This window comes from Micromonospora sp. NPDC049051 (assembly GCF_043197575.1).
Lineage (GTDB): Bacteria > Actinomycetota > Actinomycetes > Mycobacteriales > Micromonosporaceae > Micromonospora.
The window spans coordinates 823,762-847,168 of the sequence record NZ_JBICTL010000002.1 but is presented as its reverse complement, the minus strand read 5'-3'; the positions used below and the strand labels follow the sequence as shown (position 1 = coordinate 847,168).

Genomic DNA, 23,407 nt, shown 5'->3' with positions numbered 1-23,407 from the left:
AGGTTGATGCTATGGCGGGCCGTACCTCTCAGGCGAGCCGGCGGCGCGGCGCGTCGCCGCGTGGCACCACGAACAGTCGTGCCCGTCAGCCGGCGAAGAAGACCGGCCGTGCGGCGCCCCGGCGGCGGCCGGCGGCCCGGCGGGGCCCGGGGGTGATCGTCGGGCAGGCGGCCCGCGCCCTGTGGATGGGCATGGCGCACGGCGTCGGCTGGGCGTTCCGGCAGGCCGGCTCGGCCCGGGGCCTCGACCCGGAGCAGCGCCGCGACGGCGCGGGACTGCTGGTCTTCGGTCTCGCGCTGCTCAGCGCGGTGGCCGTCTGGTTCTCCGGCGCCGGCCCGGTCGGCGCGCGGCTGGCCGACACCTTCCGGCTCTTCCTCGGGGCGATCTCGGTCGTGGTGCCGGTGCTGCTGATGATCGGCGCCTGGCGGCTGATGCGCGAGCCCGTCGATCCCGAGCACCGTGGCCGGGGCCTGGTCGGGTGGACGTCCATGCTGGTCGCCACCGCGGCGATGCTGCACATCGGACAGGACCCGGCCGACGCGGGCCAGCGCGACTTCGCCGGCGGCCTGGTCGGCGCCGGCGTCGGCAGCCTGATGGAGCGGGCCGTCACCGCCTGGGTGGCCGTACCGCTGCTGATCCTGTTGCTGGTCTTCGGCCTGCTGGTGGTCACCGCGACCCCGATCAACAAGGTCCCGGAGCGGCTCGGCCTGCTGTTCGGCACCCGGATCGCCCCGCCGGTGGCGCAGGAGGAGACGGACGAGGAGCCTGTCAAGCGGGCGCCCCGCCGCCGCCCGGCGAAGCGGGCGACTCCGCCGCCGCCCGATCCGGCGGACTTCGACGACGACCTCGACGGGGTGGACCTCCAGGAGACCCTGGTGCTGCCGCGCAAGCCCCCGGGCCGGGTCCCGGCCAGCCGCAAGCCGGCCGAGCCGCCGGAGCACTCGCCCGCGCCGACCCGGGCCGAGCAGCTCGCGCTGACCGGGCTGGCGGGCGACTACACGCTGCCGCCGGCGAACATGCTCGGCAGCGGCGCGGCCCCGAAGTCCCGGAGCAAGGCCAACGACGAGGTGATCGTCGCGCTCACCGGCGTCTTCGAGCAGTTCGGGGTGGACGCCGCCGTCACCGGGTTCACCCGTGGGCCGACGGTCACCCGCTACGAGGTGGAGCTGGGCCCGGGCGTCAAGGTCGAGCGGATCACCCAGCTGTCCCGCAACATCGCGTACGCCGTGAAGTCGCCCGACGTGCGGATCCTCAGCCCGATCCCGGGCAAGAGCGCGGTCGGGGTGGAGATCCCGAACACCGACCCGGAGAACGTGGCGCTCGGCGACGTGCTGCGCTCGCGGGCGGCCACCAGCGACCACCACCCGATGGTGGTGGCGCTCGGCAAGGACATCGAGGGCGGCTACGTGGTGGCCAACCTCGCCAAGATGCCGCACATCCTGATCGCCGGCGCGACCGGCGCGGGCAAGTCGTCCTGCCTCAACTCGCTGCTGGTGTCCATCCTCACCCGGGCCACGCCGGACGAGGTGCGGCTGCTGCTGATCGACCCGAAGCGGGTCGAGATGACCGGCTACGAGGGCATCCCGCACCTGGTCACCCCGATCGTGACCAACGCCAAGAAGGCGGCCGACTCGCTGGAGTGGGTCGTCCGCGAGATGGACATGCGCTACGACGACCTCGCCGCCAACGGGGTCCGGCACATCGACGACTTCAACCGCAAGGTGCGCAACGGCGAGATCAAGGCCCCGCCGGGCAGCGAGCGGGAGATGCGTCCGTACCCGTACCTGCTGGTGATCGTGGACGAGCTGGCCGACCTGATGATGGTCGCCCCGCGCGACGTGGAGGACTCGGTCGTCCGGATCACCCAGCTCGCCCGCGCGGCCGGCATCCACCTGGTGCTGGCCACCCAGCGCCCGTCGGTCGACGTCGTCACCGGCCTGATCAAGGCGAACGTGCCGTCGCGGCTGGCGTTCGCGACCTCCTCGCTGGCCGATTCCCGGGTCATCCTCGACCAGCCGGGCGCGGAGAAGCTGCTGGGTCGGGGCGACGGGCTGTTCCTGCCGATGGGCGCCTCGAAGCCGATCCGCATCCAGGGCGCCTGGGTGACCGAGCGCGAGATCTCCGACGTGGTCAAGTTCTGCAAGGACCAGCGCGAGCCGGAGTTCCGCCCCGACGTGCTCGTCGCGCCCGACGCCGGCAAGAAGAAGATCGACGAGGAGATCGGCGACGACCTCGACCTGCTGGTGCAGGCGGTCGAGCTGGTGGTCACCTCGCAGTTCGGCTCGACGTCGATGCTCCAGCGCAAGCTGCGCGTCGGCTTCGCCAAGGCGGGGCGACTGATGGACCTCATGGAGACCCGGGGCGTGGTCGGCCCGTCGGAGGGCTCGAAGGCCCGCGACGTGCTGGTCAAGCCGGACGAGCTGGAGGAGGTCCTGGTCGGCCTGCGCGGCGACGAGGGCTGAGCACGAGCCCGGCCGGCGTGTCGTCGTAGGGTCGGGCCGGTTCGTCGCGGGCACCTGCGACGGGCCCGCCGGCACACGGAAGAGGCCGCCCGGGCATACGCGACGGGCCCGCCGGCATGCCGGCGGGCCCGGTCTCCGCCGGGGGAGCGGATCAGTTGTTGACGATCGCGCTGACGATCAACAGGCTGACGATGATGGCGGCCACGTTGGCGGCGGCGGCGTACCAGCCGAGCGGCTTGTCGCCGAGCACCGCGCCGACGATGCCCAGGATCAGCCCGAGGATGCCGAAGATGAGCGGGCTGATCAGGAGCGCCAGGACCGCGAACACGAAGGCCACGATCGTGCAGATGCGGGCGGCGTTGGTGCGCGGGCGGGCGGTCGAGTGCATGTCGGCCATGTCTGCCTCCGTGGGTGAGAGCCTTCCGGTGCCAGGCACAGTTCTACCCACTGTGGTCGTCCGCCACGCCTCACCGCGGCGGGTGCCCCGGTGCCTCGCCCGCAGTGTCGTCAGTGCAGGACCTTCAGGCCGACGACGCCGGCGACCACCAGCAGCAGGCAGGCGATCCGGGGCAGGCTGACCGGCTCGTGCAACGCGACCATGCCGACCAGGGCGGTGCCGACCACCCCGATGCCGACCCAGACGGCGTAGCCGGTGCCGACCGGGATCTCGCGTAGCGCGTACGCCAGCCCGGCCATGCTGAGCACGAGGGTCACCCCGAAGACCAGGGACGGTACGAGCCGGCTGAAGCCGGCGCTGCGGTCGAGGGCGATCGCCCACGCGGTCTCGAGAAGTCCGGAGATCACCAACACGATCCAGGCCATGGCGCAACACCTCTGCTTCGGCGCCCGGGACCTGCGGTGCCAGGGCGAGTGGGCTCGTACTCACACGTGAGGCGTCTTGGCCTGACCGGGTACGCCCACCACTCGTCCGGGGCGACCCTGGGGCCGCCACGACCGACGTTAGCACCGGCCGGACGGTTGCCGGGGTGAGCCGGGCCACCACCGGTTGACGTAAACCTAACTTCAAGTTGCAGTATTCGGGTCATGCCGTTGCTCTTCACCGATCCCGACGTCGCCACCGCGCTGGACGCCCCCACCACGGTGGCCGCGATGCGGGACGCCCTGCTCGCCGCGTACGCCGGCCGCCTGGTGGCCCCGCCCCGGGCCGCCGCGCCGCTGGGCGGGGGACGGATGGTGCTCACCGCCGGCCACCTCACCGGCGAGTGGTACGGCTACCGCTCCTACGACACGTTCGGGCACCCGGAGAGCGAGCAGGTGGTCGTGCTGCACGACGGGCGCACCGGGGCGGTCCGGGCGGTGGCGGTCGGGGACGAGCTGGGCTCCCGGCGTACCGGAGGGCTCGGCGGGGTCGCCGTGGACGCCCTGGCCCGCCCGGACGCCGCCACGCTGGGCGTGGTCGGCTCGGGCGCTCAGGCGTGGACCCAGGTCTGGGCCGCCGCCGCCGTGCGCCCGCTGCGCGAGGTCACCGTGTACAGCCGCTCGGCCGCCCGGCGGGAGGCGTTCGCCGCCCGGGTGCGCGCCGAGCTGGGCGTGCCGGCACGGGCGGTCGGCTCGGCGTCGGCCGCCGTGCGGGAGCGCGACGTCGTGGTGCTCGCCACCACCGCCGTCACCTCCGTGCTCGACGCCGCCGACCTGGCCCCCGGCACCCACGTCAACACGGTCGGCTTCAAGCAGGTCGACCGGCACGAGTTCGGCACCGACCTGCTGGACGCCGCCGATCTGCTGGTCACCGACTCGCCGGCGCAGGCAGCCGCGTACGACCCGCCGATGTTGGCGGCGCTGCCCGCGTACGCCGGGCGGTTGGGTGACCTGGGCGCGGTGCTGGCCGGCGCCGTGCCCGGCCGGACCGGCGCGGACCAGGTTTCCGTCTTCTGCTCGACCGGCCTGGCCGGCACGGAGGTCTTCCTGCTCGACCAGCTGGTCCGGGTGGGCGCGGCGGTGGCCTGAGCCGGCCAGGGACGGCGGGCGGTGTGCGGGGGGATACGGGTGGCCTGCCGTTGCGGGGCGCCGTCCGCCCGCCCGGTACCCTCGGATGGTGTCTGCCACCTCCGCCACCGACGAGTCCAGCTCGGCACGTCCGACGCCGCGCCACGACCTGGAGTCGTCGACCCCCGACGGCCGCCGGGTCGCCCTGCTGACGCTGGGCTGTGCCCGCAACGAGGTCGACTCGGAGGAACTGGCCGCCCGGCTGCACGCCGACGGCTGGCAGGTGACCACCGACGGCGAGGGCGCGGACGTGGTGGTCGTCAACACGTGCGGCTTCGTGGAGAAGGCGAAGCAGGACTCCATCCAAACCCTGCTGGCCGCCGCCGACACCGGCGCCAAGGTGGTCGCCGCCGGCTGCATGGCCGAGCGCTACGGCCGTGAGCTGGCCGACAGCCTGCCCGAGGCGCAGGCGGTGCTGAGCTTCGACGACTACCCGGACATCGCCGCCCGGCTGGACGCGGTGGTCGCCGGCGAGCGGATCGACGCGCACACCCCCCGCGACCGGCGCGAGCTGCTGCCGCTGACCCCCGTCGCCCGGCGGGACAGCGCGGTGTCGCTGCCCGGCCACGGCACCCCCGTCCGCAACGTCGCCGAGACCGACGAGCACACCCCCGCCCACCTGCGCCAGGTGCTGCGCCGCCGGCTCGACACCGGCCCGGTCGCCTCGCTCAAGCTCGCCAGCGGGTGCGACCGGCGCTGCGCGTTCTGCGCCATCCCCGCCTTCCGCGGCGCCTTCGTCTCCCGTACGCCGGACGAGCTGCTCGCCGAGGCGGAGTGGCTGGCCAAGTCCGGCGTCCGTGAGCTGGTGCTGGTCAGCGAGAACTCGACCTCGTACGGCAAGGACCTGGGCGACCCCCGGGCGCTGGAGAAGCTGCTGCCGCAGCTCGCCGCGATCGACGGCATCGTGCGGGTACGGGCGAGCTACCTCCAGCCGGCCGAGACCCGGCCGGGCCTGGTCGAGGCGATCGCCACCACGCCCGGCGTGGCACCCTACTTCGACCTGTCGTTCCAGCACTCCAGCGAGCCGGTGCTGCGTCGGATGCGTCGTTTCGGCTCCACCGACCGGTTCCTGGAGCTGCTGGCCGGCGCCCGGGCGCTGGCGCCGGACGCCGGCGCGCGGAGCAACTTCATCGTCGGCTTCCCGGGCGAGACCCGGGCCGACTACCAGGAGCTGGTCCGGTTCCTGACCGAGGCGCGGCTCGACGCGATCGGCGTGTTCGACTACAGCGACGAGGACGGCACCGAGGCCGCCGGGCTGCCCGGCAAGGTCTCCGCCGCCACGGTCAAGCGCCGCTACGACAGGCTCAGCGCGCTCGCCGACGAGCTCTGCTCGCAGCGGGCCGAGGAGCGCCTGGGCTCCACGGTCGAGGTGCTGGTCGACTCGGTCGAGGATGGCGTGGTGGAGGGGCGGGCGGCCCACCAGGCTCCCGAGGTCGACGGCTCGACCACCCTCGTCGCCCCGGCCGACGGCGGGGTGGACCTGGCCGCGCTGCGCCCGGGCGACCTGGTGCGGGCGACGGTGACCAGCACCGAGGGAGTGGACCTGGTGGCGGTCCCGGATGAGATGATCTCGGCTGCGCCCGGCGCAACACGGTGACGGCGGGCCCGGACGGAGCGGGGGAGCCGCGTGGTGGGGTGCCAGGTACGCCACGGAGGCCGCAGCGGGGTGCGGCGGTGACCGGGGCGGCTGAGGTGGCCGGGGCGGCCGAACCGACGCCCGCGCCGGTGGTGGCCCGGGTGCCCGTGCTGAACGCGGCCAACGCGCTCACCGCGTTGCGGCTGCTCCTGGTGCCGGTCTTCGCGGCCTCCGTGGCCGTCTCGGCGATGACCCACGCCGGCTGGCAGATGGTGGCCTGCCTGATCTTCGCCGTCGCCTCCGCGACCGACCTGGTGGACGGCTGGATCGCCCGCCGGTTCGCCCTGGTCACCTCGGTGGGCAAGGTCGCCGACCCGATCGCCGACAAGGCGCTCACGGGGGCCGCCCTGGTGCTGCTCTCCTGGTACGACCGGCTGCCCTGGTGGGTGACCGCCGTGATCCTCGTCCGCGAGCTGGGCATCACCGCGCTGCGCTTCTGGGTGATCCGGCACGGCGTGATCGCGGCCAGCCGGGGCGGCAAGATCAAAACCGCCCTCCAGATCCTGGCCATCACGTGGTACCTGTGGCCGATGCCCGCCGCCCTCGCCGCCGTCGGTCCGTGGATCATGGTCGCCGCGGTCGGCGTCACGGTCGTCACCGGCTTCGACTACGTCGTCCAGGCCCTCCGGCTGCGCCGCCCGAGCAGCTGACCCACCGGCGGGCGACCCGGTCGGGGAGGATGAGTAGGGCCGGCGGGGTGGGGAAAGGATCCCAGACATGGACAGTGACGCTGACGGCGCGCGGCCGGTCGGGAGCCCGGCAGCCGGTGTGGTGCACAGCCTCTCCGAACGGCACGAGACCCTGGCCACCGTCGAGTCGCTGACGGGCGGCCTGCTGGCCGCCTCGATCGTGGAGATCGCCGGGGTGAGCGGGATCTACCGGGGCGGCCTTGTGGTCTACGCCACCGAGCTCAAGTCGTGGCTCGCCGACGTACCGGAGGATCTGCTGGCTGAGCGGGGGCCCGTCGACCCGGACGTGGCGGTGGCCCTCGCGGAGGGCGGCCGGCGCCGCTGCGGGGCCGACTGGGGCCTGGCGACCACCGGGGTGGCCGGCCCCGAACCGCAGGACGGCAAGCCGGTCGGGCTCGTCTACGTCGCGGTGGCCGGGCCGTCCGGCACCCACGTCCGGCAGCTCGACCTGGACGGCGGCCGGGACCACATCCGATCCGCCGCGGTCGTCGAGGCCCTGCGGCTGCTCGCCACGCGGATCCACGAGACCGAGGCGGCCGAGACCGGGGCCACCGAGCCCGCCGCCGACACCGGAGGCACCGAGGCCGCCGCCGAGGTCGACGCGGGCGAGAGCGACGCCGTGGAGAGAGGCGGCGGGCGGGCCGACCCCGCCGGCGCGGGCCGCCGCTGACCGGTCTCCCGTGATTCCGAGGGGCGGGGTGGGATGTCCTGGTGGCCTGCAACAGGTACGGTTGCGGGAAGGCTCCGGCGGCCGGTCCGGCTAGACGTGCCGGGCGGGCCGCGTGGACGAGTGGTGTCCCTCAGGGGGAGGTGCGAATGGTCCTGCTACGCCGCGTGATCGGTGACGCACTGCGGGCGCGCCGGCAGGGGCAGCACCGCACCCTGCGGGAGGTCTCCTCCGCGGCCAACGTCAGCCTGGGCTACCTGTCCGAGATCGAGCGCGGCCAGAAGGAGCCCTCCAGCGAGCTGCTGGCGGCGATCTGCGACGCCCTCGGGGCGCGTCTGTCGGAGCTGCTGCGCGAGGTCAGTGACACCGTGGCCCTCGCCGAGCAGATGCCCGGCGTGCTGGTGCCGGTGCAGGACGAGCCGGCCGCGCCGGCCGCCCCCGTCGCCGTACGCAGGAGCACGGGTCGGGGCGTGCACCAGGTCAGCTCGGACGGCACGGTCGCCGTCCAGGTCCGCCAGGACTCCCCGCTCAAGGCCACGCTGCGCAGCTCCCGGGTCCGGGGCAGCGAGCGCGACGTGGTCTGCGCCGCCTGATCCACCCCCTACGACGCCACGTGGTCGGGTTCGACCGCGCCGCGTACCCTTGATCGCGGACGGCGTCGGCGCTCGTTTCGCTCACCGGTACGGATGCCCCGGTGGCGTCCGGCTGGGACGATGGAGCCACTGCCGCGCCGGAGCCGGCCGGGAACACCCGGCGCGGTCGAGGCGGAGCGACGCTACTGAGGGGACAACGCAAAGATGGCGAACCCGTTCGTCAAGGGGTGGAAGTACCTGATGGCGCTCTTCGGCGCCCGGATCGACGAGCACGCCGATCCGAAGGTGCAGATCCAGCAGGCCATCGAGGAGGCCCAGCGGCAGCACCAGGCGCTGGTCCAGCAGGCCGCCGCCGTGATCGGCAACCAGCGGCAGCTGGAGATGAAGCTGTCCCGTCAGATGTCCGAGGTCGAGCGGTTGCAGGCCAACGCCCGGCAGGCGCTGGTCCTCGCCGACCAGTCCCGCGCCCGGGGCGACGAGGCCGAGGCCGGCCGCTACGAGCAGTCCGCGCAGACCCTCGCCACCCAGCTGGTCTCGGCCGAGCAGGCCACGGAGGACCTCAAGACCCTGCACGACCAGGCGCTCGGCGCCGCCGCCCAGGCCCGCCGGGCGGTCGAGAACAACTCGATGATCCTCCAGCAGAAGCTCGCCGAGCGCACCAAGCTGCTCAGCCAGCTGGAGCAGGCCAAGATGCAGGAGAGCGTGGCCCGCTCGCTGGAGTCGATGTCGGCGTTGACCGCCCCGGCCAACACGCCCTCGCTCGACGAGGTGCGTGACCGCATCGAGCAGCGCTACGCGACGGCGATGGGTCGCGCCGAGCTGGCCGGCAACTCCGTCGAGGGCCGCATGCTGGAGATCCAGAAGGCGACGCTCGATTCGGCGGGCTCCTCCCGGCTGGAGCAGATTCGGTCGAGCATGGCGGGCGAGCAGCTCGGCGGCAAGCAGGAACGACCGGGCGTGGAGCAGGCTCAGCCCGCCGCGCCGGCCGCCGACCCGGCCGCCGCCGCCCGGCTGGACGAGATCCGGGCCAGCATGGGCCGCGAGCGCGGCACCGGGGACACCACCGCCGCCGGCTGAGCGGCCGGGGCGAGGAGGCAGAGGTGGCAGACGAGCGCACGCGGTACTTCCGGCGCCTGACCCGGCTGCGGGCGTCCGCGCGTCGGTGGAGTGTCACGGCCGGTGGCCTGAGTGGTGCCGCCGCCGTGCTGACCCCGTACGCCGGGCTGGGACTGCCCGACGCGGCCTGGGCGGCCGGGGCGGGCGGCGCGCTGGTGCTCGCCGCCTGGCGCTGGGTCGACCTGCGGGCGCTGGCCGCCCAACCGGCCCCGCCGGCCCTCGATCCGGCCGAGGCCGCCGCCCGGTCCCGCGCCCGGCTCGTCGCCGCCGTCGAGCGGCTCCCCGTCGGTCCCGGTGTGTTGGCCGAGGTCCGGCGGGTGCGCTCCCGGGTGGCGCTGCGCGGCACCAGCGCCGCCGAGCCGTGGGCCCGCCTGGACCGGGCCGCCCTCACCCTTGCCGGGATGACCGGTCGGCTCACGGGGCTGGCCGGTCCTGCCGTGCTGGAGGCCGCCGAGGCCGACCGGTCGCTGCGGGACCTCGCCGACCGGGTGGCCAGCGTCGAGCGCACGCTCCGGCTCGCCCCGCCCGAGTCCCGGCCGCCACTGGCCGAGGCGCACCGGGCCCTGACCGCGCAGCTCGAGCAGGGCGTCACCGCGTACGAGCGGCTGGTCGTCGCCGCCGCCGGCTACGTCGCCGGGGAAGCCCACCCCGATGCCGCGCATCCGGCCGCCTCCCGCCTCACCGAGGCGACGGACCTGCTGCACGGCGTCGCCTCGGCCCTGACGGAACTCCGTGCCGTCAACACCCCTCTCCGCACCCCCTAAAGCCCCGCGCCCTCCCCGTGCGCCCTCCCGCCCGGGCGCGCCCTCCCGCGCGGTCGATCATGCAGTTGTGGTGCCGGATCAGCGCCTTTTCGGGCGTTTCGCACCCCACCACAACTGCATGATCGGCGTCGGCGCCGGCGCCGGGGCCCGGGGGCAGGGTCAGGGGGGTGTGGTTATCGGGATCGGGCCCGTGAACGGGGAGCTGCCGACGACGTTGAACGACCGGATCCGGTAGTGGTAGGTGACGCCGCGCGCCAGGCCGGTGTTGGTGAAGCCCCGGCCGGTGACGGTGAAGGTCGCCACCTCCCGGCTGAACGCCGGGTCCAGCGCCCGCTGCACGATGAACCCCGCGCCCGGCGCGGCCGGGTTGCTCGCCGCCCAGCCGAGGATCACCGTCGCTGTGTCCGGTCCGGGCGCCGTCGCGGTGGCGGTCACGCCCGTGGGCGGGCCCGGCGCCGGCGGGGTGGTCGCCCGGGCCACGGTCGACCAGGCCGACGCGGCGCCGAGATAGGTGGTCCGCACCCGGTAGTAGTACGTGGTGTCGGGGGCCACGGCGGCGTCGAGATGGTTGTCGCCGACGCCGATCGCGGTGGTGCCCGGCCCGCTGCTGAACGTCGGATTGGTGGCCCGCTGCACGTCGATCCCGGTGGCGAAGGAGCGGTTGGCCCAGCGCAGCGCGATCCGTAGCGGCGCGGCCGGTGGGATCGCGGCGGTCAGCCCGGCCGGCGCGGCGAGGTGCACCGAGGCCGGCACGCTGTTCGACCAGGTGGAGAAGCTCACCGCGTTCTCCGCCCGGATGCGGTAGTGGTAGGTCACCCCGGGGGTGACGCTGGCGTCGGTGTGGCGGGTCGCGGTGGCTGCCACGGTGATCGCCGTGAGGCCCTGCGTGAAGGCGGCGTCGGTGGCCCGCTGGAGCAGGTGGCTGGTGCCCGGCGGGCGGCTGCCGTTGCCCGTCCAGGTCAGCGCGATGGCCGGCAGCGCGGTGGCCGAACCGGGGGCGGGGGTCGCGGTCAGCCCGGTCGGTGCCCGGGGCGACACCCGCAGCACCAGCGGCCGGGTCATGCCCTGGTCCCGGTGGCCGCCGAGCTGGCTGTGCCAGTGGTACTCCCAACCGAGGTTGACGAGCTGGTTCACCACGACCGCGGGCCGGCCGTCCGCCGGGCTCACCGGGGTCGAGCCGGTCCGGGCGCCGGCCGGCCGTACCGGGTCGAGCAGTCGTACGCTGTCGCCGATCTTGAACGGCAGGGGTGGCGCGACCGGCCGGAGCGCGACGATCACGTCCTCGCGCGGGTCGACGCGGACGACCTGCTTCCAGCCCCGCTCCGCCGGGTGCGGTGGTCGGGTGACGCCGTCCCAGCCGACCCGGCCGACCAGCTGCACGTCGCAGCCGCTGAACCGCACCGGCTGGGTCTGCCGGCTGTTGCCGCGGATCCGCCAGAGCTGGGTGCCGTCGGCGGGCCCGCCCACCGGCACCGCCGGGTCGCTGACGTGCAGCACCTCGGTGGCCGGGTCCGTCGGCCCGAGCGGCAGGACGGTGGGGGAGAGCGGCCCGGCGTACGGGTGCCCGACGCCGAGCCGCCCGACGAGCCGCCCGTGGTCCGGTTCGAAGACCTGCTGCACCGCCTTGACCTCCAGCGGCAGGAGCACCGGGGCGGCGGCACCCGCCGGGACGAAGCTGACCGTGCCGGCGTGCACCCCGACCACCGTGTCGCGCGCCGTCCGGGTGCCGAACGCCGCGTCGTACGCCGGCTGCGGCACGATCGGCGGGCGCTGGCTGGCCGCGTACGCGGCGGGCAGGCGCCCGCGCAGCCGGGCCAGGTCGTACGGCGGCGCGGGGGTGCCGGCGACCCGGAACTGGAGCAGGGTGCGGGTGTTCGGCCCGTACCCGGGACGGGTCGTCGTCCCACCCTCGGCGGTGCGGTCCGGGCCGTCGGTGTGGTGGTCGGCGCGCGGGTCGAAGCCGGGCAGCGGGGCCGGGCAGTCGTTGTAGAGGATCAGCGTGGCGCCGGGCGGGACCGCGGAGAAGTCGACCAGCACGTCGGCCGCCTCCCCGGGGGCGAGCAGCAGCGCGTGCGAGTCGACGTTGAGCACGGTCGGGTCGCGCCGGTCGTACCGGTAGCCGACCGGCTGGTTCGGCACCACCACCGGCGCGGGGAGCAGGCCGCACTCGTTGCCGATCTGGACGAGTTCCGGGCCGGCGGCGCGCGGGTCCGGGACGCCGCCGTCCCGCCCGTCGGTCGGCCAGCCGGGCGGCCGGCCCGGCGCGCGTACCGCCTCCACCATCGGCACCTCACCGGCGCCCGCGTCGGCCAGCCCGCCGTCCGGGTCCCACATCGGTCCGTCGGAGCGGGCGCGGTAGAGCTGGAGGTTCAGGCCGCGGTCCAGGCAGGCGTTGAGGATCCGGAACCGGTACGTCCTCGGCTCGACCTCCAGGTACGGGTACGCGACCCCGTTGACCAGCACGGTGTCGCCGAACGCGTCCGGCACCGCCGCGGGGTGCGGTACGCCGGGCGCCAGCGGCGGCTCGTCGGGCGCGGTCACGGGATCGTGGTGCGGGTTCGGCACCGGGGCCGCCCGGTGGTGGGTTCCGCCGTGCTCCCGCTGCCCGGTCTCGTCGCCCGTACGCGACCACGGCCCGTAGTCCCACCGGCCGGTCGGGTTCGTTCCGTCGGCCCGGTGCGGGTTCTGCCGGGGCTGGTAGACGTGCGGGTGCCAGAGGCTGCCCCGGGAGCCCCAGCGGTCCCGGTCCCACGTCGGGTCCTCCCCGGCGAGCTGGGCGTCCTCCGGCACGAAGGTCTTGTCCTCGATCACCAGGGGCAGCTGGTCGGCGGGGAGCACCCCGTCCGCGACGAGCCGCTCCTCGGCGGGGTCGGTGAGCAGGTAGAGGGCGACCTGCCCGGAGTAGACGGTGAGCCGGGCCAGGCCGACGGTGTTGTCGTGGAACCAGCACAGCCGCCCGCTCTGCTCGTTGGGGTAGTAGAGCGTGGTGGCGCCCGCGCCGGGCGGCGGCATGTCGGGCACATGGGTCAGGCCGGGCCCGGTCGGGTAGGGGGTGATCTCGTCGGCCGGGGTCACCCACTGCCAGGGGCTGCCGGCGCTGATCCAGCCGGTGTGCGCACCCGCCAGGCGCAGCACGGCCCGGTTCTGCGGATAGGGCGCGGGGCCGTCGAGCGGGCCGCTCCCGGCGCCGTCGACGGTCGGGTCGACCGGCAGGAACAGCTCGCCGGAGCGGCCCGTGGGGAGCTGGTTGATGAACTTGACGCGGACCGGCCGGCCCCGCCGGGCCAGGACGAGCGGGCCGAGGTGCCAGGGGCGTCCCGCCGGCACGACCGTGTTGTGTCCGTGCGCGTCCGTGCCGAGGTTGAGCTGCCGGTAGCCGCGCAGCCGGGTCGCCGGCAGGTCCCGGTGCAGGCGTTGCGCGTACTGCTCCAGGCCGATCTCGTAGTAGTCGCAGCCCGGGTAGCTGATGGTGTCCGGCACCGCCACCGGCAGGTGGGCGCCCGGCTCGGCGGGGTCGGGTGCGCCGGGGCACGGCAGCGCGTCGACGAACTTGCGGATGCCGGTGCCGGGCAGCACGCCGCCGTCGGCGTCGACGACCGGCAGCGGGCTGCGCGCGTGGTTCGGTACCGGACCGAAGTAGCGCGGGACGGCGGCCGGGTCGAGGCTGACCGGCGCGACGACCGGCTCCGTCGCGCGCCGGGCCGCCGGAACGGCTGCCGCCCCGGTCCCGTCGACGTCGTCGGCGCGGGCCGTCGCGCGATCCGCCCACGGGATCCGGAGTCTGCGGAACAGCTCCATGGCTCTCCCCGGTGTCGGGGCGCGGTGGCCGCCACGGCGGCGTGACGCGCTTCGCTGACGATGCGTGAGGAGTCAACCGCAGCATGCGACCTCGACGGGAGGTTAGGAAGTACCCAATCGTCCGTTTCTGTGACGGGGATGCGACTCGTCGCCGCAGCGACGGAGTGTCCCGCCCGACACGCCGGCGTCAGGAGGCGGGGCGCTCCGGCTGGCAGACCGGGCACCAGTAGGTGACCCGCTCGCCCAGTTCCTCCTTGCGGATCGCCGTACCGCACCGGCGGCAGGGCTGGGCGCGCCGGCCGTAGACGTAGCTGGTCCGCCCCCGGTGCAGGGACCCGGTGGTGCTCTGTGTCCACCGACCCCGGTTCGCCGCGAGCAGCCTGCGTGCCAGGGCCACGGTGCCGGCGAGGTCCGGCACCGCGCGTACGGGGGTCCACGGCGAGACGCCGCGCAGGAAGAGCACCTCGCACTTGTAGAGGTTGCCGACGCCGGCCAGGTTGCGCTGGTCGAGCAGCGCCTCCGCGATGGTGACGTCCGGGTGGGCGGTCAACCGGCGTACCGCCTCCGACTGGTCCCAGTCCGGACCGAGCAGGTCGGGGCCGAGGTGCCCGACGAGCGAGTCCTCCTCGGCGGTCGGCACGAGGGCCAGCTCGTGCAGGTGGTAGCCGACGGCGACGGCCCGCGCGCTGTGCAGCACGACCCGGATCAGGTGCGCCGGCCGGGCCGTCCACCGTTCCCCCGGCGCGTACGCCCGCCAGGCGCCGTCCATCCGCAGGTGCGAGTGCAGCGTCCAGCGCGCCCCGCCGTCGTCTGCCGCGTCCCCGGCAGGGCCGACGCCCTCCACCGGGACCGCGCCCGTCGCCGGGATCGCTTCCTCCGCTGGCGGCGGGGCAGCCGGTGCGGGTGCGGCGTGCGGTGGGGCGGTGAGGCGCAGCAGCAGGTGCTTGCCGCGGCTGGCGGACTCCCGCACGGTCCAGCCGGTCAGGTCGGCCGCGGCGAGCTGCGGCACCCGGAAGTCGCTGCCGGTCAGGCGGGCGCCGGCCAGGGCGCGGTGCAGCACGCGGGCGGTGTTCCAGACGGTGTCGCCTTCGGGCACCGGTCCGTCCCTCCTCGTTCGCAAAAAATTCACATGCATCGCTGGTTGTGTGAAGATTCTTGTCGATCTATAAAGGGGCAGGATCGAAAAGTTGCAGGAGAATGCCCATGATTCTGTCCCATCGTCGTGCGCTCACCACCGCCATGACCGTCATCCTCGCCCTCGCCCTCCTACCCGCCCCGAGCCCCGTATCGGCCGCTGCCGCCGCCGACACCGCCTCCGCCGCCAACTCCACCGTCTCCGCCGCCACGCCCGGCCTCACCTACCGGGTGTACGCCACCCGGATCGGGCTGGTCGGCGGAGTGACCGCCAACGGGCACACGATCGTTTCCCGGGACCACTTCGTCGCGCTGCCGTCGTGGCGCGGCCTGTCCCCGCGGAACACCGGCGACTACACCGTCCGGGTCTGCACCACCACCGGCAGCCGCTGCGAGTACGCCCCGGTCTGGGACGTCGGCCCGTGGAACACCCGCAACGACTACTGGAACCCCAGCGACGTGCGGGAGGAGTGGAAGGACCTGCCGCAGGGCCTGCCGCAGGCACAGGCGGCCTACCAGTCCGGCTACAACGGCGGGCGGGACCAGTTCGGCCGGACGGTGCTGAGCCCGGCCGGCATCGACCTCGCCGACGGCACGTTCTGGGACGGGCTCCAGCTCACCACCAACGCCTGGGTCGACGTGGCGTACCTGTGGACCGGCAGCGGCCCCCGGGGCGTGGTCGGCGGTGGTCCGCTCAACATCCGTGCCGGCGCCGGCACGGGTTACGCGGTGCGCGGCCTCGCCGCCCGGCACGCCAACGTGCCGATCGAGTGCTACGTGACCGGGCAGAGCGTCGCCGGGCCGTACGGGACCTCCAACCGGTGGAACCGCGTCGCCAGCGGCCAGTACGTCAGCCACGCGTACGTCTCGGCGGTCCACGGCGGCACCGTGCCGCTCTGCTGACCGCCGCCCGCGTACGCCCGCCGGGCCGGACGGAGCAATCCGCCGGCCCGGCACGGCGACCGCGCTGGCCCGGCCAGGGCCCGGTCGGTCGGGCGGCGGCGGCCCGCTCCGCCGCCCTGCCAGGCCAGGCGGCGGTCCGGGCGCTCAGCCGGCCGCGACCCGCAGCAGGTCGCCCGGCGCCACCGCCAGCAGGTCCACCGCCCGCCCGCCGTTGACCGACACGGCGACGTGGCCGGCGGAGTCGGCGTGCACCACCAGCCCGCCCGGCGGGGCGTCGCCGAAGGTACGCCCGTGCACGGCCGCCCGGCCGGACCCGGCGCCGCTGCCCGGCCCCACCCGGACCCGGGCGGGCAGCGGCGCCAGCAGTTCGGCCGGCGCGACCAGTTGCACGTTGCCGAAGTGGTCGACGGTCAGCACCTCGGCCACGAACCCGTCCGTCTCCCGTCGGAGCACCGGCGCCGGCAGCCGGACCAGGGACTCCGGGTCGACCGCCGGGCCGATCCCGGCCAGCGGCGCCCCCAGCGCCAGCCGCGCGGCGACCGGCGCGAAGACGTCGCGACCGTGGAACGTGCGGGACACCTCGGGCGCGAGCCACCGCGGATCGGTCAGCTCGACGGCCGCGGTCACCCCGCCCAGCGCCTGCGCGGCGTCGAGCAGCAGGCCGTTGTCCGGCCCCACGAGCAGCCCGCGCGGGGTGGCCAGCGCGACGCCCCGGCGGGTCGTGCCCACGCCCGGGTCGACGACGGCCACGTGCACCCCCTCCGGCAGGTGCGGCACGGCCTGCGCGAGCACCGCCGCGCCCCGGCGTACGTCGGCCGGCGGGACGAGATGGGTCACGTCGACGACCCGGGCCTGCGGGGCCAGCCGGGCGATCGCCCCGTGGCACGCGGCGACGAACCCGTCGGCGAGGCCGTAGTCGGTGGTCAGCGAGATCCACGGGACGCGGGTCGCGTCGGGGGCGCCGTGCTCCGCACCGTCGGTGGGTACCCGTTGGCCGGCGGCGAGGGGCAGCTCCAGGACCAGTTCGTCGTGCAGCGGGATGCCGTCCTCGCCGACCGTCGGGATGCTCGGCTTGATCCGGCGAGCCCGGTCCACCGCGCCCCGGTCCACGCGTACCAGCCGCAGCCCGCGCCGCTGGTAGAAGCGCAGCGCGCGCAGGTTGTCGTTCGTGGTGACCAGCCAGAGCCGGGACCGGCCCGTGGCCCGGGCCACCTCCCCAGCCGCCGCCAGCAGCGCCGTACCGACGCCGCCGCCCGGCGTCGCGGCCACCAGGCTGACCACCTCCAGCCCGTCGGCGTCGGCGCGGTGGGCGAGCGCGCCGACCACCGCCCCGGCGCCGTCGACCGCCACCAGCGTCGGCAGCGTACGCAGGTCGTGGCGGGTGTCGTGGGCGACGACGTACGGCCCACCCCACTCACGTTCGTGCAGCGCGTCGACCGCAGCGCGGTCCCCGGCCCGCGCCGGCCGTACGGTCACCCCGGCCGCTGCGTCCGCCCCCGTCATCCCCGGCTCCCCTCGTCGACCGGTCGGGATCGTACCGACGCCGGCAACGCGGCCCCGCCGACCGGAGCGGAATGGCGGAAATGGGACAGTGGCACTGGCCGACCGGCCCCTGCCGGGACGGGATCGGGTTCGGGCAGACTGCCAGGGGTGACCAACCGGAGCCTGCCCGCCGTCGCCGTACTCGTGATCGCCGCCGCCCTCACCGCCGCCTGCGGTGACGACGCGGAGAAGCCGAGCGCCCCGCCCCCGGCCGCCGCCGCGTCGACCCCGGCCACCTCTCCGTCGACTCCGGCGGACCTGCCCACGTCGGGCCCCACCGGCGCGCCGACGCCGCCCGCCGCGCTCCCGGGCCCGGCCGGACCGAGCGCCGGCGGGACCACCGAGCGCCGCCCCGCCAGCCCGCCGCCCGTGAAGCTGCCCGTCCGGCCGACCGGCACTCCCGGCGCGCGGCAGGTCGTCGACGCGTTCAAGGCCGCCGGGCTGAAGGCGCCGAACCCCCGGGACCGGTCGGTCGAGTGCGGACCGGACGGGCTCGGCCTGGGCTGCTCCGAGTTGATCGCCACCGACGCCGTCACCGTGTACGTCTTCCCCGACGAGACCAGCGCCAGCGACATCGCCGAGATCTGGGGCGGCCAGTCGTTCCGGCGGGGCACGGTGGTGCTCAACTACCTGGAGGCGAAGACCCCCGAGGCCGACCGCGCCGGGTACGAGAAGGTGCTCACGAGCCTGCGCTGACGCCCCGGCCCCGCGTACCGACACCCGCCCCCGGCTCGCGCGGCCCGTCGGCGGCCCTCCGGACCGGCGGACCCTCGACACCGGCGTGTGTCGGGGCGGGTCAGCCGCGCAGGCGCAGGCCGCGCGGGGTGGCGCGGAAGCCGGCGGCGGTGAGGGCGTCGCGCAGCGGAGAGGAACGCACCGCCTCGCCGTCGGCCCGTTCCACCGACATCGCGCCCAGCGCGCCGGAGTGGACCGCGTCGGCCAACGCCTTCCCGGCCGCCGCCAGCAGGTCGCCGTCGTCGGTGTACGACAGGATCGTCCGCCCGCCGCGTTCGACGTAGAGCACCAGGTCACCGGCGACCAGCACCACCACGGCACCGGCCTTGCGCCCCGCCCGGTGCCCGGACGCCGGGGCGGCCCCGTCGCCCGAGTCGACCACCCGCTCCGGCCAGGACAGCGCCGCGCCGTAGGGGTTGGCCGGATCGGTGGCGGCGAGCACCAGGGTGGGGCCGCCGCGCCCCCGCCCGCCGTCCGCCGTCTCGGCCAGCGCCCGGATCCGGTCCACCGCACCCGGCACCGCGAACTGCGCCGCGCCCAGGCCCTCGACGAAGTAGCCCCGCCGGGCGGCGCCGCGCTCCTCGAGCGCGGCGAGCACCGGATAGACCGCGGCGAAACCGCCGGCCACCTGCTCGGCCATGACCGCGCCCCGGGTCACCACGCCGTGCCGCTCCAGCAGCACGTCGGCCAGGGCCGCGGCGCGGCGGGTCGGGTCGGTGTCGCGCTCCGGCAGCCGCGACCAGCGGCCGGCGACGGTCGGCGGGCCGCCACGCGTCGGCAGGGTCACCCGCCCGGGGCGGCGGTAGCGGGTGCGCGGCGCGGCGGGACGGGACCGGTGCGCCCCGCCGCCGCCGAGCGCCGCGCGCAGCGGCGCCAGGGTGTCGTTGGTGAGGTGACCGGCCCACACCAGATCCCAGACGACGGCGGTCAGCGCGGCGTCGTCGGTCGAGCCGACCCGGTCGGACAGCGAGCGGAAGAACAGCGCCTGCCCGCCGTCGAGCGCGTCCAGGACCGCGTCGTGCAGCGGGGTACGGGTGAGCGCCTCGTCGGGTGGGGGCAGCAGCAGCGGCGCGACGTCCGCGTAGGCCAGGGTGACCCAGCCGTCCCCGCCGGAGATCGCCCCGGAGCCGGCCCAGAGCACCTCGCCGCTGGCGCAGAGCTCGTCGAGCTGGGCGGGGGAGTAGTCGGCCACCCGGCCGGGCAGCACGAGCCGTTCCAGCGCCGACGCCGGCACCGCCGCCCCCTGCAACTGCTCTACGGCGGCGGCCAGCGCCTCCATCCCCCGCGCCGACGAGCCCACCTGTTGCCAGCGGGGCAGGAACGCGGCCAGCGCGCGGGGCGGCACCGGCTCGATCTCGCGGCGCAGCGCGGCCAGGGAACGGCGGCGCAGCAGCCGCAGCACCTCCGCGTCACACCACTGGCTGCCGGCCGTGTCGGGTGTGAACTCGCCGGCGACCACCCGCCCGGTGGCGGCGAGCCGGCGCAGCGCCTGTTCGACCACGAAGACGCCGAGCCCGAAGCGGGCCGCGCAGGTGGCGGCGGCGAACGGCCCGTGCGTACGCGCGTAGCGGGCGACCAGGTCGCCGAGCGGATCGGCCACCGGGGCGAGGTACGCCTCGGCCACCCCGACCGGCAGGGCCACGCCGAGGGCGTCGCGCAGGCGTGCCGCGTCCTCGATGCCGACCCAGCGCTCCTCCCCGGCGACGCGTACGTGCAGCACCCGGCGGGTCGCCGCCAGCTCCGTCAGCCACCCGGGGGAGGCCCCCCGCCCGACCAGCTCGGCCTCGGAGAGGTCGCCGACCACACGGAGCAGCTCGACCACGTCCTCCGCGTCGCGCGGGCGGCGCTGCTCGGTCAGCCAGCGCAGCTGCCGCTCGGTCTCGGCCAGCACCGCCGGGTCGAGCAGTTCCCGCAGGTCGACCCGGCCCAGCAGCTCGCCGAGCAGGGTCGAGTCCAGCGCGAGCGCGGCGGCCCGGCGCTCGGCCAGCGGCGCGTCGCCCTCGTAGAGGAACGCCCCGACGTAGCCGAAGAGCAGCGACCGGGCGAACGGCGACGGCTGGGCGGTCTCCACCTCGACCAGGCGCACCTTCCGGGCGGCCAGGTCGCGCATCAGCTCGGCCAGCGCCGGCTGGTCGAAGACGTCCTGGAGGCACTCCCGGGCCGCCTCCAGGGTGACCGGGAAGTCGGCGTACTCGCGGGCGACGTCGAGGAGCTGGGCGGCGCGTTGCCGCTGCTGCCACAGCGGCTGGCGGCGGCGCGGGTCGCGGCGGGGCAACAGCAGCGACCGGGCGGCGCACTCGCGGAACCGGGACGCGAAGAGCGCGGACGTGCCGACCGACTCCTCGACGAGCTGGGCGATCTCCTCCGGCTCGAAGACCACCACGTCGGCGCCGGGCGGCTCGTCGGCCGTGTCGGGCAGGCGGACCACGATGCCGTCGTCGGACGGCATCACCTGGGCGTCCACGCCGTAGCGCTCGGCGAGCCGGCGGCCGATGGCCAGCGCCCACGGCCCGTTGACCCGGGCGCCGAGCACGCTGTGCACGGCCAGCCGCCAGTCGCCCAGCTCGTCGCGGAACCGCTCGACCACCACCGTGCGGTCGTCGGGCAGGGAACGGGTGGCGGCGCGCTGCTCGCGCAGGTAGGCCATCAGGTTGCCCGCGGCCCAGTCGTCCAGGCCGCCGGCCCGCAGCGCGGCGGTCGCCGTCTCGTCGTCCTGCCGCAGCAGGGCCCGTACGCGCGCGCCGATGGCCCGACCCAGCTCGACGGGCCGGCCGAGCTGGTCGCCCTTCCAGAACGGCATCTTCGCCGCCTGCCCCGGTGCCGGGGAGACCAGCACCCGGTCGGGGGTGATCTCCTCGATCCGCCAGGACGACGAGCCGAGCAGGAACACGTCGCCGATGCGCGACTCGTAGACCATCTCCTCGTCCAGCTCGCCGACCCGGGCGGCCCGCTCCGCCCCGGCCAGGAAGACACCGAACAGGCCCCGGTCGGGGATCGTGCCGCCGCTGGTCACCGCGAGCCGCTGCGCGCCGGGCCGGCCGGTGAGCGTGTCGGTGGCCCGGTCCCAGACCAGCCGGGGCCGCAGCTCGGCGAACGCGGTCGACGGGTAGCGGCCGGAGAGCATGTCGAGCACGGCGTGCAGCGCCGAGTCGGGCAGCTCGGCGAACGGCGCCGCCCGGCGTACCAGCACGGCCAGGTCGCCGACGCGCCACGGCTCCAGCGCCACCATGGCGACGATCTGCTGGGCCAGCACGTCGAGCGGGTTGCGCGGGTGGTGCAGCTCCTCGATGGCGCCGTCGACCATCCGCTCGGCCACCACCGTGCAGGAGAGCAGGTCGCCCCGGTGCTTCGGGAAGACCACCCCCCGGGAGACCGCGCCGACCTGGTGGCCGGCCCGGCCCACCCGTTGCAGCCCGGCGGCCACGCTGGGCGGCGCCTCGATCTGCACCACCAGGTCGACGGCGCCCATGTCGATGCCCAGCTCCAGGCTGGAGGTGGCCACCACGGCGGGCAGCTGGCCGGACTTGAGCGCCTCCTCGATGTGCTTGCGTTCCTCCCGGGAGACGCTGCCGTGGTGGGCGCGGGCGATCACGGCGGGTGCGCCGGCCGCCGCGCCCGCCTGCGCCATCAGCTCCGCGGGCGTACGACCGACGCGTACCGGCCCCGCGGGGCCGCCCCACCCGTCCGCCTCGCGTTCCGGCGCCGTGGACGCGCCGGTCGGCTCCTGCCCGGCCGCCGCCTCGCCGGCCAGCTCGTTGAGCCGGGCGCAGAGGCGCTCGGCGGAACGCCGCGAGTTGGTGAAGACGATGGTCGAGCGGTGCGCCCGGACCAGGGAGAAGACGCGCTCCTCCAGCGCGGGCCAGATCGACGCCCGACGGGCGCCGAGACCACCGGGATCGTCCTCCGGCGGCTCCTGCTCGTCGAGGCGGGTCATGTCCTCCACCGGGACCTGGACGCTGACCTCGATCGTCTTGGCGGTGGGCGGCGCGACCACGTCGACGGGGCGGGCGCCGCCGAGGAAGCGGGCGCACGCGTCGACCGGCCGGACGGTGGCGGAGAGGCCGATCCGCTGCGCCGGGGCGGGCAGCAGCTCGTCGAGGCGTTCCAGGGAGAGCGCGAGGTGGGCGCCGCGTTTGGTGCCGGCGACCGCGTGCACCTCGTCGACGATCACGGTCTCGACGCCGCGCAGGGAGTCGCGGGCGGCCGAGGTGAGCAGCAGGAACAGCGACTCGGGCGTGGTGATGAGGATGTCCGGCGGCGTGCGGGCGAAGGCCCGCCGCTCGTCGGCGGGGGTGTCGCCGGTGCGCATCCCGACGGTGATCTCCGGAGGCGCCACGCCGAGCCGGGTGGCGGCCTGCCGGATGCCCGTCAGGGGCGTGCGCAGGTTGCGCTCGACGTCGACCGCGAGCGCCTTGAGCGGGCTGACGTAGAGCACCCGGCACCGGTGCCGGGCATCGGCCGGGGCGGGCTCGCGGGCCAACCGGTCGAGTGACCAGAGGAACGCGGCCAGCGTCTTGCCGGAGCCGGTGGGGGCCACCACCAGCGCGCTGCGCCCCGCCGAGACGGAGGCCCACGCGCCGGTCTGGGCGGCGGTGGGCGCGGCGAACGCGGCGCCGAACCACTCTCTGGTCGCCGCGCCGAAACCCGCCATCGCCTCCGTCACGCCATCCATCCTGCCCCGCGGGGCCGACATCCTGACTCGCCGGCGGGCCACGGGCGCCTCGCTCCGGCTCATCGGCTCCGGATCGGTGCCGGCACGGCTGGGCAACTGGCGGTGTTTGAGCGTTTAATCCATTAAGTCTTACTTAACAGCTTGATTGTGTACCGCAACATAAAGTAACTTCACCCGGAGCGTCAGCCTGGGTGGAGGGGATCGGATTGGCCGTCGAGCAGCGGAGTTTCGAGCCCGGCACCGACGTGCTCATCCGCAAGGTCGACAGTCACCTCGCCGCCGTCCGCACCGGCCTGTCCGGCCCGGAGCTGGAGTTGGCCGAGCGGCTCGCCGCCGCGCTGCGGGAGCTGGTCGTCTCCACCGCGCAGGCCAGCGCCGCCGACCGGGGCCAGGTCCGTGCGGCGGTGCACTACTTCGTGCTGCGCCGCGAGGGCCGGGGCCGGCTGCTGCCGGTGCGCTCCCTCGCCGCCGCCCAGCGGGTGGTCAACAAGGTCGTGGTCCAGCTCGGCCGTCCCGACCTGCTGGTGGAGCCCCGTGGCGAGCGCCCCGTCCGGGAATCCGCGGCCCCCGCGGCCGAAGTCACCGTCGCCTGACGTACGCCGCGACAGGGGCGAATTCGCGCAAAACCGCCCGCAGGGCGACGAACTGGCGTGAGATCGCACCTAGGTGCCGTCCCACCTCCGGCGCGC

16 protein-coding genes, 2 pseudogenes and 1 riboswitch are annotated in these 23,407 nt (G+C 75.5%); of the genes and pseudogenes, 11 read left to right on the top strand and 7 right to left on the bottom strand.

Translation table 11 applies throughout. The features are described from left to right. The first annotated feature begins 11 nt into the window (after positions 1-11). The gene (locus ACGFIR_RS11020; RefSeq protein WP_393144506.1) at positions 12-2,462 is read left to right on the top strand and encodes a DNA translocase FtsK 4TM domain-containing protein; all 2,451 of its coding nucleotides are present in this window, start codon (positions 12-14) and stop codon (positions 2,460-2,462) included. Positions 2,463-2,613: 151 nt separating this feature from the next. Here the strand turns inward: ACGFIR_RS11020 and ACGFIR_RS11015 are convergent, their stop codons facing one another. Together ACGFIR_RS11015 and ACGFIR_RS11010 are read right to left on the bottom strand one after the other, a co-directional pair. After that, a complete protein-coding gene (locus ACGFIR_RS11015) occupies positions 2,614-2,859 on the bottom strand; it encodes a hypothetical protein (RefSeq protein ID WP_393004221.1) in 246 nt (81 codons plus the stop codon). A 110-nt stretch (positions 2,860-2,969) separates the two neighbouring features. Further along, positions 2,970-3,284 (bottom strand): DMT family transporter, encoded by a 315-nt coding sequence (locus tag ACGFIR_RS11010; protein WP_393004219.1) that lies wholly within the window; start codon positions 3,282-3,284, stop codon positions 2,970-2,972. 65 nt (positions 3,285-3,349) lie between these two features. Beyond that, positions 3,350-3,414: riboswitch (guanidine-III (ykkC-III) riboswitch) on the bottom strand. Between the two features lie 92 nt (positions 3,415-3,506). On the opposite strand from ACGFIR_RS11010, the gene ACGFIR_RS11005 reads away from it, so the two are divergent. The 7 genes and pseudogenes from ACGFIR_RS11005 to ACGFIR_RS10975 all read left to right on the top strand — a co-directional run bounded on the left by ACGFIR_RS11005 (position 3,507) and on the right by ACGFIR_RS10975 (position 9,934). After that, positions 3,507-4,430, top strand: coding sequence for an ornithine cyclodeaminase family protein (locus tag ACGFIR_RS11005; RefSeq protein WP_393144504.1), 924 nt, complete (start codon positions 3,507-3,509; stop codon positions 4,428-4,430). Between the two features lie 85 nt (positions 4,431-4,515). Continuing rightward, positions 4,516-6,066 (top strand): 30S ribosomal protein S12 methylthiotransferase RimO, encoded by a 1,551-nt coding sequence (gene rimO, locus ACGFIR_RS11000; RefSeq protein WP_393004215.1) that lies wholly within the window; start codon positions 4,516-4,518, stop codon positions 6,064-6,066. Positions 6,067-6,161: 95 nt separating this feature from the next. Continuing rightward, positions 6,162-6,755: a CDP-diacylglycerol--glycerol-3-phosphate 3-phosphatidyltransferase gene (pgsA, locus tag ACGFIR_RS10995; RefSeq protein ID WP_393144748.1), complete on the top strand. Its 594-nt coding sequence runs from the start codon at positions 6,162-6,164 to the stop codon at positions 6,753-6,755. A 67-nt stretch (positions 6,756-6,822) separates the two neighbouring features. After that, a pseudogene (locus ACGFIR_RS10990) lies at positions 6,823-7,374 on the top strand (CinA family protein); the annotation flags it as partial. Between the two features lie 236 nt (positions 7,375-7,610). Further along, entirely contained in the window at positions 7,611-8,054 is a 444-nt protein-coding gene (locus ACGFIR_RS10985) for a helix-turn-helix domain-containing protein (protein WP_393144502.1), read from the top strand. Between the two features lie 204 nt (positions 8,055-8,258). After that, on the top strand, positions 8,259-9,131 hold the full coding sequence (locus ACGFIR_RS10980) for a PspA/IM30 family protein (protein ID WP_393004214.1): 873 nt from the start codon (positions 8,259-8,261) through the stop codon (positions 9,129-9,131). Positions 9,132-9,154: 23 nt separating this feature from the next. Beyond that, a complete protein-coding gene (locus tag ACGFIR_RS10975; RefSeq protein WP_393144500.1) occupies positions 9,155-9,934 on the top strand; it encodes a hypothetical protein in 780 nt (259 codons plus the stop codon). A 159-nt stretch (positions 9,935-10,093) separates the two neighbouring features. On the opposite strand, the gene ACGFIR_RS10970 is transcribed toward ACGFIR_RS10975, so the two are convergent. Continuing rightward, positions 10,094-13,732: a hypothetical protein gene (locus ACGFIR_RS10970; RefSeq protein ID WP_393144498.1), complete on the bottom strand. Its 3,639-nt coding sequence runs from the start codon at positions 13,730-13,732 to the stop codon at positions 10,094-10,096. Between the two features lie 187 nt (positions 13,733-13,919). Next, positions 13,920-14,828 carry a zinc finger domain-containing protein gene (locus ACGFIR_RS10965; RefSeq protein ID WP_393004211.1) on the bottom strand — a complete coding sequence of 303 codons (909 nt, stop codon included), beginning with the start codon at positions 14,826-14,828 and terminating at the stop codon, positions 13,920-13,922. Positions 14,829-14,935: 107 nt separating this feature from the next. Between ACGFIR_RS10965 and ACGFIR_RS10960 the strand changes: the two genes are divergently transcribed. After that, a complete protein-coding gene (locus tag ACGFIR_RS10960) occupies positions 14,936-15,769 on the top strand; it encodes a hypothetical protein (protein ID WP_393144496.1) in 834 nt (277 codons plus the stop codon). 144 nt (positions 15,770-15,913) lie between these two features. Here the strand turns inward: ACGFIR_RS10960 and ACGFIR_RS10955 are convergent, their stop codons facing one another. Next, complete coding sequence (locus tag ACGFIR_RS10955; protein WP_393004715.1) at positions 15,914-16,702, bottom strand: S-adenosyl-l-methionine hydroxide adenosyltransferase family protein; 789 nt, start codon at positions 16,700-16,702, stop codon at positions 15,914-15,916. A 204-nt stretch (positions 16,703-16,906) separates the two neighbouring features. Beyond that, positions 16,907-17,272: pseudogene (locus ACGFIR_RS10950) on the bottom strand (GNAT family N-acetyltransferase); the annotation flags it as partial. A gap of 147 nt (positions 17,273-17,419) precedes the next feature. Here ACGFIR_RS10950 and ACGFIR_RS10945 point away from each other — a divergent pair. Then, positions 17,420-18,007 (top strand): hypothetical protein, encoded by a 588-nt coding sequence (locus tag ACGFIR_RS10945; protein WP_393144494.1) that lies wholly within the window; start codon positions 17,420-17,422, stop codon positions 18,005-18,007. Between the two features lie 100 nt (positions 18,008-18,107). Here the strand turns inward: ACGFIR_RS10945 and ACGFIR_RS10940 are convergent, their stop codons facing one another. Continuing rightward, complete coding sequence (locus tag ACGFIR_RS10940; RefSeq protein WP_393144746.1) at positions 18,108-22,697, bottom strand: ATP-dependent helicase; 4,590 nt, start codon at positions 22,695-22,697, stop codon at positions 18,108-18,110. 212 nt (positions 22,698-22,909) lie between these two features. On the opposite strand from ACGFIR_RS10940, the gene ACGFIR_RS10935 reads away from it, so the two are divergent. Then, complete coding sequence (locus tag ACGFIR_RS10935; protein WP_393144492.1) at positions 22,910-23,311, top strand: hypothetical protein; 402 nt, start codon at positions 22,910-22,912, stop codon at positions 23,309-23,311. Positions 23,312-23,407: the final 96 nt, after the last annotated feature.